Raw genomic sequence first — 16518 nt, 5'->3', positions numbered from 1 at the left:
CCGCGGGTACCGGCAGGGCCCAGACCGCCGCTCTGACCGCCTCCGCCCGCTTCGGAGGCCGCGGCAGACCGATCAAGGCCAGTACCAACGCGACGAGTTCGTCATCGGTCGGCCTCCCGGACTCCACCACCAGGTCCGGTTGTTCCCCGTTCACGCGGGCGGATTCCCGTGCTTGCGCAGCGGCAGATGCGCGTGCTTGGCGCTCAGCATCGCCAGGCTGTCGATGAGCACGGCCCTGGTGTCCGCCGGGTCGATGACGTCATCGACCAGACCGCGCTCGGCGGCGTAGTACGGATGCATCAGCTCCTGCTCGTACTCCTTGATCCGTTGTGCCCGAACGAGTTCCGGATCCGGAGCGGCACCGATCTCGCGACGGAATATCACCTGCGCCGCCCCTTCCGCACCCATGACCGCGATCTCGTTGGACGGCCACGCGAAGGACAGGTCGGCGCCGATCGACCGGGAATCCATGACGATGTAGGCGCCGCCGAACGCTTTGCGGAGGATCACCTGAATCCGGGGGACGGTCGCCGCACAGTAGGCGTACAGCAATTTCGCGCCGTGCCGGATGATGCCCGCGTGCTCCTGATCTGTTCCGGGCAGGAAACCGGGGACATCGACAAGCGTCACGATCGGGATATTGAACGCGTCACAGGTCTGCACGAAACGGGCCGCCTTCTCGGCCGCTTGGATATCGAGCACGCCGGCCAGGACACTGGGCTGATTCGCCACGATCCCGACGACCTCACCACCCAGGCGGGCGAACACGCAGAGGATGTTCCGGGCCCACTGCGCGTGCACCTCGAAAACCTCTCCATCGTCGACGATCTCCTCGATCACGGCTCGCATGTCATAGGCCTGGCTCGAATCGGCGGGCACCAGATCCACCAGTGCGTCGTTGGGCCGATCGGCTGGGTCCGACAGCTCCGAGGCGGGCGGCCGCTCCCGGTTGTTCGCAGGCAGCATCGAGATCAGATAGCGAACGTCGTCGAGGCAATCCTCCTCGGTGTCGTACACGAATCCCGCCACACCCGAACCGGACGCGTGGATATCGGCACCACCCAATTCATCGTGTGACACCTGCTCGCCCGTCACCGTGCGCACCACATCCGGGCCGGTGACATACATCTGCGATATCCCCCGAACCATGAACACGAAGTCCGTCAAGGCGGGCGAGTACGCCGCACCGCCCGCGCACGGGCCGAGCATCACGCTGATCTGCGGGATCACACCCGAAGCGCGGACATGCCTGCGGAAGATGCCGCCGTAGCCGGCGAGTGCGGTCACGCCTTCGTGAATCCGGGCGCCCGCACCGTCGTTCAGACCGACCAGCGGCGCTCCCGCTGCCTCGGCCATATCCATGACCTTGTGGATCTTCTCCGCGTGCGCCTCGCCGAGCGATCCACCGAAGAGCCGGAAATCGTGGGCGTAGGCGAATACCGTACGGCCGTGTACCTTTCCCCACCCGGTGACGACGCCGTCGGTGTACGGTTTACGGTCGGCCATGCCGAACGCGGTGGCCCGGTGCCGGCGCAGCTGATCGACTTCGCGGAAGGTGCCCTCGTCGAACAGCAGGTCCAACCGTTCCCGCACCGTGAGTTTGCCGATCGTGTGCTGCCGTTCGGTGGCGTTCGGCGGAATGCCGTGCACCGCTTCGTGCTTCACACCGTGCAATTCGGCGACCCGGGACCGCAACCTCGGTGGCACGTCGGCGGCCGGATGCTCGACGAGTTCGGTCATCAGCGCTCACTCCGTTCCGGCGCCGGGAAATGGCCCGACTCGATGAAGAATTGGACGTAGGTACGGAAGAGTTCATCGGTCACCGGAGGACACGCGATGCCACTGCCCGCGATCAACGCCTCGGTGTCGGAAACGTCGATGGCCGGATAGAAAGCCTCGGTGTCCGCGATCATCGCCTCGAAGGCGTCGAGCAATGGGACCAGGGCGTTGTCGCCGGCCGAGCCGACCGCGTCGAGCCAGGCCGTCCGGTCGCGGTCGGCGATCGCGTAGCCCATCGACCGCAGTCTGTTCACCAGCTCGGGCAACGCGACGCGGGCCGGATTGTGCAGATGGAAGGTCCGCTCGGCGGCCTCGGGCCGCCGGGCCAGATCGACGATCGCCGCGCTGACGAAGTCCACCGGGGCCAGATGGAAGAACCCGCCGCCGACCGGCGGAACCGCCCGCGCCTGGATGATGCCCTTGAGGGTGAGCCAGACGAAGTCACGGGTCTGGCACGCGCCGTGTCGCTGATCCCCCGAGATCACGTCGACGCGATATACCGACACCGGCAGCCCGCGTTCCCGCGCCAGTGTGATGCATTGTTCGGCAACCCATTTCGTCCGCAGGTAGCCACTCGGCAACGCCTCCGCCGGACCGGTAGGATGATCCACCGCGAGTGGACTGCCATCGGCGGGTGCGCCGGCGAAGACGCCGACCGTCGACACATGGTGCACCGGGACCGTCCGGTGCCGGGCCGCGAGCCGCAGAATTTCCTCGGTACCACCGACATTGGCGGCCCGTAGCTGTTGGTACGGCTGGAGCCAGTGCACGGTCGCACCCGCGTGGTATACCACGTCGACCCGGCGGGCCAGCTCGTCGAAATCGGCTTCGGACAGTCCGAGCCGGGGCGCGGCGAGATCGCCCACGACGATCCGCACCCGATTCAGGTCCACCTCGTCGGCCACCCGGTAGAAAGCCAGGTTCGCTGCCAGCCGCCGGGTCGCGGCCGCCGCATCCGCGCCGCGAATCAGACAGTGCACCACGGCATTCGTGGTGGCCATGAGGTCGCGCAGCAGGAACGCGCCGAGAAAACCCGACGCACCGGTGAGCAGAATGTGCTCGGGATCGGTGACGACCCGGATGACGGTGCTCGCAGGCCGGATGTCATCGGCCAGACGGACTTCGCTGCCATAGTCGACCGCGTCGGTGACCCGGCCGTCGCGCCATTGGTCCAGGATGAACGACGCCAAGGCATCGGGGGTCGGGTTGTCGTAGGCGACGGTGGTGGGCAGCCGCATATCCAACGCGGCTTGCAGCCGATTGCGGAACTCCACCGTGGCCAGCGAGTCGAAGCCCGATTCGCTGAATTCCCTTGTTCGGTCGAGTGTTTCGGCGCTTCGATGGCCGAGTACCCCGGCCGCCTCCCGCAGCACGGTCTCGACCACGATCCCGTGTTGTTCGGTGGGTGACCGGCCCTCCAGCAGGTCCACGACCGAGGGGGCCGCTTCGGAATTGCCCGCGACCGTGCGTTGGGTGGGCAGCAGACCGGACAGGAGCTTCGTCGGCCGGGCGCGCACGGCGGACATGTTCAGCGGCGTGGCGACAAGGAGCGAGCCGCCCAGTCCCTCGGCCCTATCGAACAGCGCAAGCCCGGCGTCCGCGGGCAGCGGCGGGAAGCCGCCACGCGCGATCCGCTCTTTGTCGGCCTCGTCGAGGTGTCCGCTGATTCCGCCTTCCTGCTCCCACAGGCCCCAGGCGATCGAAGTCGCGGGCAGACCCGATTCGGTGCGGTGGGCGGCGAGTGCGTCGAGGAAGGTATTGGCGGCGGAGTAGTTCGCCTGGCCCGGGCCGCCGATGATTCCGGCCACCGAGGAGAACAGCACGAACGACGTGAGGTCCCGCTCCCGGGTGAGTTCGTGCAAGTGCCAGGCCGCGTCTGCTTTCGGACGCATGACGGCCGCCAGCCGGGCCGGATCGAGGTCGGTGATCAATCCGTCGTCGGTCACGCCCGCCGTGTGCACCACCGCGGTGACCGGGTGCGCGGACAGGACCTCGGCCAGCGAATTCCGATCGGTGACATCGCACGCCGCGATGGTCACCTGCGCACCTGGGGCCGACAGCTCGGCCTGAAGCTCCCGTGCTCCAGGGCTTTCCATGCCACGGCGACTGAGCAGCACCAGCCGCGACACACCGTGCACGGCGATCAGGTGGCGGGCCAGCATCGCGCCGAGCGAACCAGTGCCACCGGTGATCAGAACGCATTCGCCGGACCGCCGGATCGGCGTCGATGCCGGTAGGGCGGTCCGGTGCAATCGGGGCACGAAGACGCGGCCGCCGCGCACGACGATCTGCGGTTCGCCTGCCGTCACGACCGAGGAGAGCGCTGCGCTGGAGGCGGGGTCGTCGTCGATGTCGACCAGCACGATCCGGCCCGGCAACTCCGACTGGGCCGAGCGCACCAAGCCCCACACACTCGCCGCCGCGATGTCGGTGCCGCCGGGCCCCACGGCCCGCTCGGTCAGTACGACGAGCGGGGCGGCTGTCCGGTCCGCGACGGCCGTCCATTGCTGAACGAGGGACAGTGCTCGGCGGCCGAGTTCATGCGCTCTGGACACCGGGTCCGCTGACTGAGCGGCTCCGATCGTCGCCAGAATGGCGTCGACCGGCTTGTCGGCGTCGGCAGCGTCCGCCAGATCCGCGAACAGGGTCGTCTCGCCGATCTCGAGCACGGGTTCGGTGCCCGTGATCGCGCCCCAGCGGATCGGGCGTCCGGTGGTCGCGGCGGGCACCCAGTCGACCGTGAACGCCATGTCGTCGACCTTCGGCCGTGGCGAATCCGATTCCGGCGGTCGGGCGGCGGCCCCGGTCAGCGCGCCGATCGCTGCGACGGGCGCGCCCGTACGGTCGGCGAGCAGCAACGCCGTCGAGCCGTCGGCATCGGTGCGCGCGAGCACCCGCAGGGCCGTCGCACCGGTCGAATACAGCCGGATATCCCGCATTGCACCGACATTGTCGGCCGTGGCGGCCGCGAGCGCGGCGTCGAGCAGGACCGGGTGCAAGCGGTAGGCGGCCGCTTCGGCGGCCAGCTCGTCGGGGAGGGCCACCTCGGTGCACCGCTCGTGCTCGGACAGCGTCGGCGGCCACTGCGCGAGGTCGAAATCGGCGCCGCCGATCCGCAGTCGTACCATCCCGCGGGCGTGCAGGGTCCACGGTCCGGGCGATCCCGCGGTTCTGGAATGGATCGACACCGGTCGCTCACCGGAGTCCGTCACGCCGCCCACCCGTGCCTGAATGTGCAGATCCGCTCGAGCGGGCATCCTGAGCGGGGTGAGGATGGTCAATGCGGACAGCTCTGTGCAGCCGAGTTCGTCGCCTGCGCGGATGGCCAGCTCCACCAGCACGGTGGCGGGCACCACCGCGCCCGGCGCGATCCACCGTTGCCGCCGCGACAGCCGGCCGGTGGCCACCAGCCCGTCGGCCTCGCTGTCGGCCAGATCGATCGCGACATCGAGAACGGGATGGCCGACGGCCGACCCGGTTCCGGTCGCCTTCGTCGCCGTATCGTCGGCCCAATGCCTGGAGCGCTGGAAAGCGTAGGTGGGCAGGGGGATTCGCCGGGCGCCGGTGCCGGAGAACACGCGCTCCCAGTCGACGCCCACGCCGTTGGCATGCATGGTGGCGGTGCTGCTGAGCAGGGCCACGTCGTCGCTCGAGGCGCGGCGCAGCACCGGAATCGCGAGGTGCGGACGGTCCTGCAAGGTTTCGTCGACCAGTGCGCTCAATACCGCGTCCGGGCCGATCTCCACGAACTTCGTCACCCCCGCCGCCGCCATGGCCTCGATGCCGTCGGCGAAACGAACGGTCTCTCGGATGTGGCGCACCCAGTAGTCGGGGTCTGTGTGGTCGCCCGGTGCCGCGACGGCTCCGGTCACGTTGGACACGATCGGGATACGGGCGGGCGTGAACTCGCAACCGCGGGCCACCTTCCCGAATTCGCCGAGGATCGGGTCCATGTGGTGGGAATGGAAGGCGTGGCTGACCGTGAGGCGTTTGGTGCGCAGCCCACGCCGTTCGAGGGCGGCCGAGACCGCTTCCAGATCCTCGATCGCACCGGCGAGCACCACCGAGGCGGGTCCGTTCACTGCGGCCACGCACACCGTGTCCGGAAGTTCCGCCCGCACATCGTCCTCACTCGCGCGCACCGCGAGCATGGCCCCGCGCGGCAGCGACTGCATCAGGCGGGCTCGCGCCGCCACCAGGGTGGCCGCGTCCGCCAGCGACAGCACGCCCGCCACCTGGGCGGCGACCAGTTCGCCCACCGAGTGGCCGGCCAGGTAGTCGGGCCGGACGCCCCAGTCCGCCAGCAGCTGTGCCTGGGCGAATTCGACGGCGAACAAGGCGGGCTGGGTGACGGCGGTGTCGTCGAGCCGGTCGCCGGATGCGATCTCCTCGCGCAGCGGCCGCTCCAGCAATGGGTCCAGGTGGGCGGTGACTTCGTCGAATGCGGCAGCGAAGGCCGGGAAGCGTTCGTAGAGCGGCACTCCCATGCCGAGGCGTTGCGCACCCTGACCGGTGAACACGAACGCGGTCTTGCCCGCACGCGCCGCGACCGGATCGGCGTCGGTCAACCCGGCGATCAGTTCGTCGCGGTCGCGGCCGAGCACCGCGGCCCGGAACTCCATCGCGGTGCGTGTGGTGGCCAGTGAGTACGCGACATCGAGATCCCGCGCCGGGGAGTCGGCGGCGAATTCGCGCAGTCTGGCCGTCTGGGCGGCGACCGCGGCCGCCGTCTTTCCCGACACCAGCCACGGCACCACCGGCAGACGCACCGAGACCGGTTGTGGTTCAGCAGGTTCCGGCTTCGGTGCCTGCTCGAGGACGACGTGGGCGTTGGTGCCGCTCACGCCGAACGAGGACACTCCGGCGCGGCGCGGCGCGCCGGTGTCGGGCCACGGCCGTGGCTCGGTGAGCAGGCGCACCGTGCCCGAGGACCAGTCCACATCCGGGCTGGGTGTGTCGGCGTGCAGGGTTCTGGGCAGGATGCCGTGGCGGATGGCTTCGATCATCTTGATGACGCCGCCGACACCTGCCGCCGCGACCGAATGGCCGATGTTGGACTTCAGCGACCCCAACCACAGCGGACGATCCGAAGTCCGTTCTCGCCCATAGGTTGCCAGCAGTGCCTGGGCCTCGATCGGGTCGCCCAGCCGGGTTCCGGTCCCGTGCCCTTCCACCGCGTCGACGTCGGCCGGGGACAATCTCGCGTCGGCCAGTGCCGCGCGGATGACGCGTTCCTGGGACGGACCGTTGGGTGCGGTCAACCCGTTGGATGCCCCGTCCTGGTTCACCGCCGAACCCCGCAGTACCGCGAGCACTTCGCGGCCCGAGGCCACGGCGTCGGAGAGCCGTTGCAGCACGAGCAAACCGGCGCCCTCCGACCATCCCGTCCCGTCGGCGCCCGCGCCGTACGACCGGCACCGTCCGTCGGCCGACAGTCCGCGTTGACGGGAGAATTCGATATAGCCGCCCGGATGTCCGTAGACGGTGACCCCGCCCGCCACCGCCAGATCGCATTCGCCGCGGCGCAGGGACTGCGCCGCGAGATGCAGGGCCACCAGCGACGACGAACACGCGGTATCCACGGTGACGGCGGGACCTTCGAGCCCGAAGGTGTAGGCCAGGCGGCCGGAGACCACACTGCCGAGCCGCCCGGTCATGGCATAGCCTTCGAGTTCCGGCGGGGCGGCCAGGTCGAGGTAGCTCTGTTCGCCCGCTCCGACGAAGACGCCGGTGCCGCTGCCGCGCAACGTCATCGGGTCGATGCCCGCCGATTCGAACAACTCCCACGCGGTTTCCAGCAGCACTCGCTGCTGGGGATCCATGCCGAGCGCCTCACGCGGGGAGATGCCGAACAGTCCGCCGTCGAAATTCGTCGCGTCCTCGATGAATCCGCCGTGGCGGGTGGTCGAGGTGCCGAGGTGATCGGGGTCCGGGTCGTACAGCGTCTCCACATCCCAGCCGCGGTCGGCGGGCCATTCGGAGATCGCGTCGGTGCCCGAGGCGACCAGGTTCCACAGCGTGGCCGCGGAGGTGACGCCGCCCGGATAACGGCACGCCGTTCCCACCACCGCGATGGGTTCGGGTGTGGCGGATTCGAGCTCGGCGATACGGCCCTTGGCCTTGGTGAGTTCGGCTGTCGCCCACCGCAGGTACTCGACCAGTTTGGTGTCTTCCGACATTGCTGAGGTCCCTTCTTCAGCCGAGATCGTGGTCGGGGATGCGGCCGAGTTCGCTGTCGATGAAGCTCAGCAGTTCGTCGGCCGAGGCTGCTTGGATGCGCGCGTCGACGCTCTCGGCGGCCTGGGCCGGCGTCGCCGACCATCGGCTCGCCAAGTCGCGCAGTCGCTCGGCGACCCGCTCGCGTTCCGCATCGCCGATTCCGTCGGCGAGTTGTTCCCATCGATCCAGTTCCGCCCACAGCACGTCGGCGGGTGCGGGCGGGCGCAGGGCGTCGAGCACGAACGCGGCGAGAGCGGTCGGCGTGGGCCGGTCGAAGACGACCGTGGCGGGCAGGGTGGTTCCGGTTGCCGCCGCGAGCCGATTGCGCAGCTGCACGGCCGTCATGGAATCCAAGCCGAGTTCCTGGAACGGGCGATCGTCCTCGATGCTCACCGGGTCGGCGATACCCAGGACCGCGGCGACCTGGACTCGTACGACGTCCGCCACGGCGGCGAGCTGCTGCTGCTCGCCGAGATCGGTCAAACGGTCCCGCAGGACCTCGGCGGCGTTCGCGGCGACGGCGGCAGGGCGTGTCGGTATGAATCGCTTTGTGCCGCCATCGGTTTCGGTGTCCTCGCCCAGGCTCAGCATGCGGAACTCCACGGCGGCGGCGGTGAGCACCGGATTGCCGGCCCGGTCGGCCAGGTGCGCGGTGACGGATTCGTGGGCCAGCGGCCGTACGCGGGCCAGGATCTCGTCGGCGCCGGTCGCGTGCAGGCGAACTCCTCGCCAGATGACCGGTGCCAGGACCGAACTCGTACCGGCGGTGCTGGGCAGGGCCGCGTCGAGCAGCTCCGGGTGCAGCGCGAAATCGGTTGCCTGCGTGGCTAGCTCGGCGGGCAGCCGGTGCTCGACGGCTGGCTCGTCCGGCGTCGGCTCTACCGATTCGCCGTCGCGGGCGAGCGTGCCCGTCGCGACGGTCGTCCACTGCCCGCCCCCGAATCGGACGCGCACCCCGACGGTGCGCCGGCCCGTGTCGTCGGACGCGCCGACGACCACGTGCAGTTGGGCCTCGTGCCCGTCCGGGACCGCCAGCGGTCTGGTGAGTTCCAGGTGCTCGATGTGGTCGGCGCCCACCTCGTCACCGGCTCGAAGCACCATTTCGACCAGTACCGCCGGCGGTACGAAAGTGGTCAGGGCGGTGGTGTGCCGGGAAAGCCAGGGCAGCGCGTTCGGGTCCAGGCCACCGGTCAGTAGCACGCTGTCGGTGTCGGGCAGAGGCAGCACACCGGTGAGGATCGGATGCTCGACCGGGTCGAAACCCGACGTGGTGGACATGGTGTTCGGGTGCAGCCAGTACCGGTCACGCTGGAACGCATAGGTGGGCAACGCAACGCGCCGCGCACCGGTGCCAGCGAAGAAGCTCTCCCAATCGACGCCGACGCCATGGCAATGCAGCCGCGCCACACCCGCGATGAGCGTCTCGGCTTCATCAGTGCCGCGCCGCTGCAAGCCGATCGCGGGGGTAGTGGTCACCGCGTCCACCAGTGGTGTGAGTACGGCGTCGGGCCCGACCTCGGCGATCGCGGCAACACCGAGGTCGGCAATTGTCGTTGCGGCATCCGCGAACCGGACAGGCCGACGGATCTGATCGACCCAGTACTGCGCAGTGGAGGGTTCGGTGATCTCTCCGGTGACGGTGGAGACGAACGGGATCGTCGACGGTGAGTAGGTGACGGTTTCCGCGACCGCGCGGAACTCATCGAGCATCGGCTCCATCAACGCCGAATGGAATGCGTGACTGACCGTGAGCCGCTTGTGACGGCACCCCAACTGATCGACCACCGCCAGCACCGCCGCCTCCGGACCCGACAACACCACCGACTCCGGACCATTCACCGCCGCCACCGACACCAACTCCCCCAGCAACGGCAACACCCGCTGCTCGGACACCGACACCGCGACCATCGCCCCACCAGCAGGCAGCGCCTGCATCAACGCACCCCGCGCCACCACCAGACGCGCCGCATCCGGCAACGACAACACCCCCGCCACATGAGCAGCCGCGAACTCACCAACCGAATGCCCGGCAACGTAATCGCAGCGGATACCCCAGTGCGCCAGCAGGCGTGCCAGTGCTACTTCGACGGCGAACAGTGCGGGCTGTGCCATACCGGTGTCGTCGAGCCCCTCGCCGGTGGCGATGGTTTCCCGCAGGGGCCGGTCCAGCAGCGGGTCGAGGTGCGCGGCGGCTTCGTCGAATGCGGCGGCGAATACGGGGAAGCGTTCGTACAGCCGCATTCCCATGCCGCGCAGCTGCGCACCTTGGCCGGTGAACACGAACGCGGTCTTGCCCGCATGCGCCGCGACCGGCACCGCGTCGGTCAGACCGGCGAGCAATTCGTCGGTGCTTCGGCCGACCGCCGTGATGCGGTGTTCGAATGCGGTGCGCGTGGTGGCCAGCGAGTACGCGACATCCAGATCCCGCACCGACGATCCCGCCACGAACTCGCGCAGCCGGTCGATTTGAGCCTCGACCGCCGCGGGTGTCTTGCCCGAGACCAGCCACGGCACCACCGGCAACTCCACCGACACCGGCAGCGGCTCCACCGGCTCCGGCACCGGAGCCTGCTCCACGATGACATGGGCGTTGGTGCCACCGAACCCGAACGACGACACCCCCGCCCGCCGCGGCTCACCCGACTCCGGCCATTCCCGCGCCTCGGTCAACAACTCCACCCCACCCGACGACCAATCCACCTCCGGAGTCGGCGTATCCGCATGCAAAGTCTTCGGCAGAACACCCCGCCGCATCGCCTCGATCATCTTGATCACCCCACCCACACCCGCCGCCGCCTGCGCGTGACCGATGTTGGACTTCAACGACCCCAACCACAGCGGCCGCTGCTCCGGCCGGTCACTGCCATAGGTCGCCAGCAAAGCCTGCGCCTCGATCGGATCACCCAACCGCGTCCCGGTCCCATGCCCTTCCACGGCGTCCACGTCGGCTGCCGTGAGTGCGGCGTCGGCCAGTGCGTCGCGGATGACGCGTTCCTGGGACGGCCCGTTGGGCGCGGTCAATCCGTTCGAAGCCCCGTCCTGGTTGACGGCCGAGCCGCGCAGCACGGCCAGCACCTCGCGGCCCTCCCGGCGCGCGTCGGAGAGTCGTTGCAGCACCAGCAGACCCACTCCCTCCGACCACCCCGTCCCATCCGCACCGGCGCCGAAGGACCTGCACCGGCCATCAACCGACAAACCACGCAGCCGCGAAAACTCCACGAACGCCTGCGGCGTGGACATCACCGTCACACCACCGGCCAACGCCAGATCACACTCGCCGCGGCGCAACGACTGCGCCGCCAGATGCAACGCCACCAACGACGACGAACACGCGGTATCCACCGAGATCGCCGGACCTTCCAAACCCAGCGAATACGCCAAGCGCCCCACCGCGATACTGCCCGCACTCCCCGCGAACAAATACCCTTCGAACTCTCCACCCACACCGGGCCGCGACCCATAATCCGAATACATCACCCCCGCGAACACACCGGTACGCGAACCCCGCAAGGCCCCCGGCACCACCCCGGCCGATTCCAATGCTTCCCATCCGGTCTCCAGCAGCAGCCGCTGTTGCGGGTCCACCGCCAGCGCCTCCCGCGGCGACAACCCGAAGAACCCCGCATCGAACAAATCCGCGTCCATCAAAAACCCACCGCCCCGGCTATACGAACGACCCACCCGCGTCGCATCACCGTCGAACAAACCACCCAAATCCCAGCCGCGGTTGACCGGAAATCCCGACACCGCATCAACACCGCGCGACACCAGATCCCACAATCCGCGCGCATCGCTCACACCGCCCGGATAACGGCAACCCACACCGACAATCGCTATCGGCTCGTCGCGGTCAGCCGCCACGATGCTGGTGACAGGGGTCTGCTTCTTCGTTCCGATCAGCTCGCGCGACAGCCGTGCCGACAGTGCGGTCGGCGTCGGGTAGTCGAAGACCAGGGTCGCGGGCAATCGCACACCGGTGGCTTCGGTCAATCTGTTGCGCAGTTCGACCGCGGTCAGCGAATCGAACCCGAGATCTTGGAACGACCGATCCGTGCCGACCGCGCTGGAGGTGGAATGCCCCAGCACCGCAGCGGCGTTGACGCGGACCAAGTCCAGCAGTGCCGCATCGCGCTCGGCATCCGGCAACTGCGCCAGCCGCGCGGCGTAGGCGCTGCGGGGACTGCGCCGAGTCCGCGCATGCGGCGCGAGACGGCGGAACACCGCGGGGGCCTCGGCGCCGGAGGACCGCAGTGCGGTCATGTCGAGGCCGGTGGCGGCCAGCACCGGGACATCGAGACTCGTCGCGGTGTCGAAGGCGCCCAGCCCGGCGGTCGTGGACAGGGGACGCACGCCGATGCGGCGGATACGCTCGCGATCGACGGCGCGCATCTCGTCGGTGATTCCGCTCGCCTGCTCCCACAGACCCCAGGCGATCGACACCGCGGGCAGTCCCAGCGACGACCGGTGCCCGGCGAGTGCGTCGAGGAAGGTGTTGGCTGCGGCGTAGTTCGCCTGGCCTGCTGTTCCGACGATCCCCGCCAGGGACGAGAACAGCACGAACGCACCGAGGTCGAGTTCCCGGGTGACCTCGTGCAGAGCCCAGGCCGCGTCGACCTTCGGGCGCAATACGCTCGCGACCTGTTCGCTGGTCAGCGATTGCACGATGCCGTCGGCGAGTACGCCCGCGGTGTGCACGACGGTGTGCACCGGGTGTTCGGCCACCACCGCCGCGAGGTCGGCCGGGTCGGTCACGTCGCAGGCCACGAGGGTGACCTCGGCGCCGCGCTCACGCAGTTCCCGCTGGAGCTCGGCCGCACCCGGCGCGTCGGGACCGCGCCTGCTCAGCAGCAGCAGCCGCTGGGCGCCGCGCTCCTCGACCAGGTGTTTCGCGACGGCGGCGCCGAGGGTTCCGGTGCCGCCGGTGATGAGAACGCTGCCCTGTGCCCAGGGGTTCTCGACGGGCGCGGTCGCGGTGCGGGCACGCACGAGACGCGGGACGTACAGTGCGCCACCACGAATCGCCACCTGCGGTTCGCCGCTGGCCACCGCGGCATCGAGGCTGTCCCAGGATCGCGGGTCCGCGTCGATGTCGATGAGGAGGAATCGGTCGGGCTGTTCGGTTTGCGCCGAACGGACCAATCCCCACACACCGGCGTGCGGAAGGTTCCCCGCCCCGGGACCGACCGCGGATTCGGTGACGACTACCACGCGGGAGGCCGCGAACCGCTCGTCGGTGATCGCGGTGCGCACGACCGAGAGTGCATCTTGAACGAGATCGTGCGTCGCGACGGGGATGTGTTCGTCCGCGCCGGACATCCGGATTTTGGTGACGACGACGGAATGGGTTCCGGTGACCGAATCGAGGTCGGCGTACCGAGTCGGCAGGTTCGGCACGTCCTGGCCGATCCCCGCCCAGCCGGTGCGATCGGATTCGGTTGCCGTGGGGGTGATTTCGGACCATTCGAGCTCGAAGAGCGTCTGGTCCGATGCCGGGCCGGATGCCTGCGGACGCAGGGCCAGCGCGTCGACGGCCGCGACGGTGGTCCCGGATTCGTCGGCCAGGACCATCGCGACCGCGTCCTGACCGGCCGGAGTGATCCGGACGCGCAGTGCCGTCGCCGACACGCGTGGAATCGTCACTCCCGACCACGAGAACGGCAGCAACGCGGGCCGGTCGGTGTCGGCGATACCGGGGACGAGCGGGTGTGCCGCCGCGTCGAGCAGAGCCGGGTGCAGCGTGAACTGCTCGGCGCCCGTCGCGTACTCCTCGGCCAGCGCGATCTCGGCGAACAACTCCTCGCCGCGCCGCCACAGCCGCCGCAGTCCGCCGAATGCCGGACCGTAGTCGTAGCCGTGGTTCGCCGCGGTGTCGTAGGCGCCGTCCAGGTCGAGCTCGCGGGCGCCCTGCGGTGGCCACTCCCGGATCGGGTCCGGTTCGGTGGCCTCGTCCGCGGGGGCCAGCGCCCCCGTCGCGTGCAATCGCCACTCCTGCTCGCCGGCGCGCCGGGAACGGATGTCGAGCTGCCGCCGGCCCGCATCGTCCGCGGCGGCGACGCTGACCCGGACCGTCACCGGCTGATCGGTCAGTTCCAGTGCCGCGGCGATGGTGAATTCCTCGACCCGGTCCAGTTCCGGATTCACTTCACCGGCCGCCCGGAAAGCGAGCTCGAGCAGCAGCGTTCCCGGGACGATCGTGGTGTTGCCGATGGTGTGCTGAGTGAGCCACGACTGGGTGTTGGGGTCCAGCACGCCGGTCAGCAGCACGCTGTCGGTGTCGGGCAGAGGCAGCACACCGGTGAGGATCGGATGCTCGACCGGGTCGAAACCCGACGTGGTGGAGGTGATGTTCGGGTGCAGCCAGTACCGGTCACGCTGGAACGCATAGGTGGGCAACGCAACGCGCCGCGCACCGGTGCCAGCGAAGAAGCTCTCCCAATCGACGCCGACGCCATGGGAGTGCAGGTGCGCGACGGCGTTGATCAACGCTTCGGGTTCGAAGCTGTCGCGGCGCTGCAATGCTATTGCGGGGGTGGTGGTGACGGCGTCCAGAAGCGGAGTGAGTACGGCGTCGGGCCCGATCTCGGTGATCGCGGTGACGCCGAGTCGGCTGAGTGTCGTTGCGGCGTCCGCGAACCGGACTGATCCCCGGATCTGATTCACCCAGTAGTCGGCGCCAGCCGGTTCGGTGATCTCGCCGGTGAGGGTGGAAACGAACGGGATCGTCGACGGTGAATAGGAAACGCTTTCCGCCACCGCCCGGAACTCATCGAGCATCGGCTCCATCAACGCCGAATGAAACGCATGACTGACCGTGAGCCGCTTGTGACGACACCCCAGCTGATCGACCACCGCCAGCACCGCCGCCTCCGGACCCGACAACACCACCGACTCCGGACCATTCACCGCCGCCACCGACACCAACTCCCCCAACAACGGCAACACCCGCTGCTCGGACACCGACACCGCGACCATCGCCCCACCAGCAGGCAGCGCCTGCATCAACGCACCCCGCGCCACCACCAAACGCGCCGCATCCGGCAACGACAACACCCCCGCCACATGAGCAGCCGCGAACTCACCAACCGAATGCCCGGCAACCGCGCGCACGCTCACGCCCCACGAGCGCAGCAGTCGCCACATCGCCACTTCCACGGCGAACAGCGCGGGCTGCGCCATACCGGTGTCGTCGAGCCCCTCACCGGTGGCGATGGCCTCTCGCAGCGAACGTCCCAGCAGTGGATCCAACAGCGCCGTAACCTCGTCCAGTGCCGCCGCGTACTCCGGGAAGCATTCGGCGAGCCCGGCTCCCATGCCGATCCGCTGTGCGCCCTGGCCGGTGAACACCACCCCCAAACCACCCTCGCCGGCGACTACCGGATCGAACTCGGCCACCCCCGAACCGGGCCACATGACCGTGCGGTGTTCGAATGCGGTGCGCGTGGTGGCCAGCGAGTACGCGACATCCAGATCCCGCACCGACGAATTCGCCGCATATTCGCGCAGTCTGGCCGTCTGAGCCTCGACCGCCGCGGCCGTCTTGCCCGAGACCAGCCACGGCACCACCGGCAACTCCACCGACACCGACAGCGGCTCCACCGGCTCCGGCACCGGAGCCTGCTCCACGATGACATGGGCGTTGGTGCCACCGAACCCGAACGACGACACCCCCGCCCGCCGCGGCTCACCCGACTCCGGCCATTCCCGCGCCTCGGTCAACAACTCCACCCCACCCGACGACCAATCCACCTCCGGAGTCGGCGTATCCGCATGCAAAGTCTTCGGCAGAACACCCCGCCGCATCGCCTCGATCATCTTGATCACCCCACCCACACCGGCGGCCGCCTGCGCGTGACCGATGTTGGACTTCAACGACCCCAGCCACAGCGGCCGCTCCTCCGGCCGGTCACTGCCATAGGTCGCCAGCAAAGCCTGCGCCTCGATCGGATCACCCAACCGCGTCCCGGTCCCATGCCCCTCCACGGCGTCGACCTGGCTTCCCGACAATCGGCTGTCGGCCAGTGCCGCCCGGATCACCCGCTCCTGCGCCGGACCCGACGGTGCGGTCAAGCCATTGGACGCCCCGTCCTGATTGATCGCGCTGCCCCGAATCACCGCCAGTACTTCACGTCCCGCCGCCACCGCGTCCGACAACCGTTGCAGCACCAGCAAACCGGCCCCCTCGGCCCATCCGGTGCCGTCGGCACCGGCGCCGAAGGACCTGCACCGGCCATCGGCGGACAACCCACGCAGCCGGGAGAACTCCACGAACGCTTGTGGTGTCGACATGACTGTCACACCACCGGCCAGCGCCAGATCGCACTCGCCGCGGCGCAACGACTGCGCCGCCAGATGCAACGCCACCAGCGACGACGAACACGCGGTATCCACCGAGATCGCCGGGCCCTCCAAACCCAGCGAATACGCCAAGCGCCCCACCGCGATACTGCCCGCACTCCCCGCGAACAAATACCCTTCGAATTCCCCGCCCACCCCGGGCCGCATCCCGTAATCGGAGTACAT

Annotated in this window: 2 protein-coding genes and 1 pseudogene; all 3 read right to left on the bottom strand. The window is 69.1% G+C overall.

Translation table 11 applies throughout. From position 1 onward, the window contains the following. Positions 1-150: 150 nt before the first annotated feature. A complete protein-coding gene (locus ACWPXK_RS20560; protein WP_454197776.1) occupies positions 151-1740 on the bottom strand; it encodes an acyl-CoA carboxylase subunit beta in 1590 nt (529 codons plus the stop codon). Further along, a complete protein-coding gene (locus tag ACWPXK_RS20555) occupies positions 1740-7958 on the bottom strand; it encodes a thioester reductase domain-containing protein (RefSeq protein WP_454197775.1) in 6219 nt (2072 codons plus the stop codon). The genes ACWPXK_RS20560 and ACWPXK_RS20555 overlap by 1 nt, the downstream gene beginning before the upstream one ends. A 289-nt stretch (positions 7959-8247) precedes the next feature. Next, positions 8248-16500 (bottom strand): annotated as a pseudogene (locus ACWPXK_RS20550) (type I polyketide synthase); the annotation flags it as partial. Positions 16501-16518: the final 18 nt, after the last annotated feature.

The sequence above is a fragment of the Nocardia sp. Marseille-Q1738 genome (assembly GCF_965283145.1).
This window is presented reverse-complemented; position numbering and strand designations above follow the sequence as displayed.

Bases quoted from the DNA above. Each gene is read 5' to 3' on its own strand.
- ACWPXK_RS20560 (WP_454197776.1), bottom strand. From the start codon at position 1,740: ATGACCGAACTCGTCGAGCATCCGGCCGCCGACGTGCCACCGAGGTTG.
- ACWPXK_RS20555 (WP_454197775.1), bottom strand. From the start codon at position 7,958: ATGTCGGAAGACACCAAACTGGTCGAGTACCTGCGGTGGGCGACAGCC.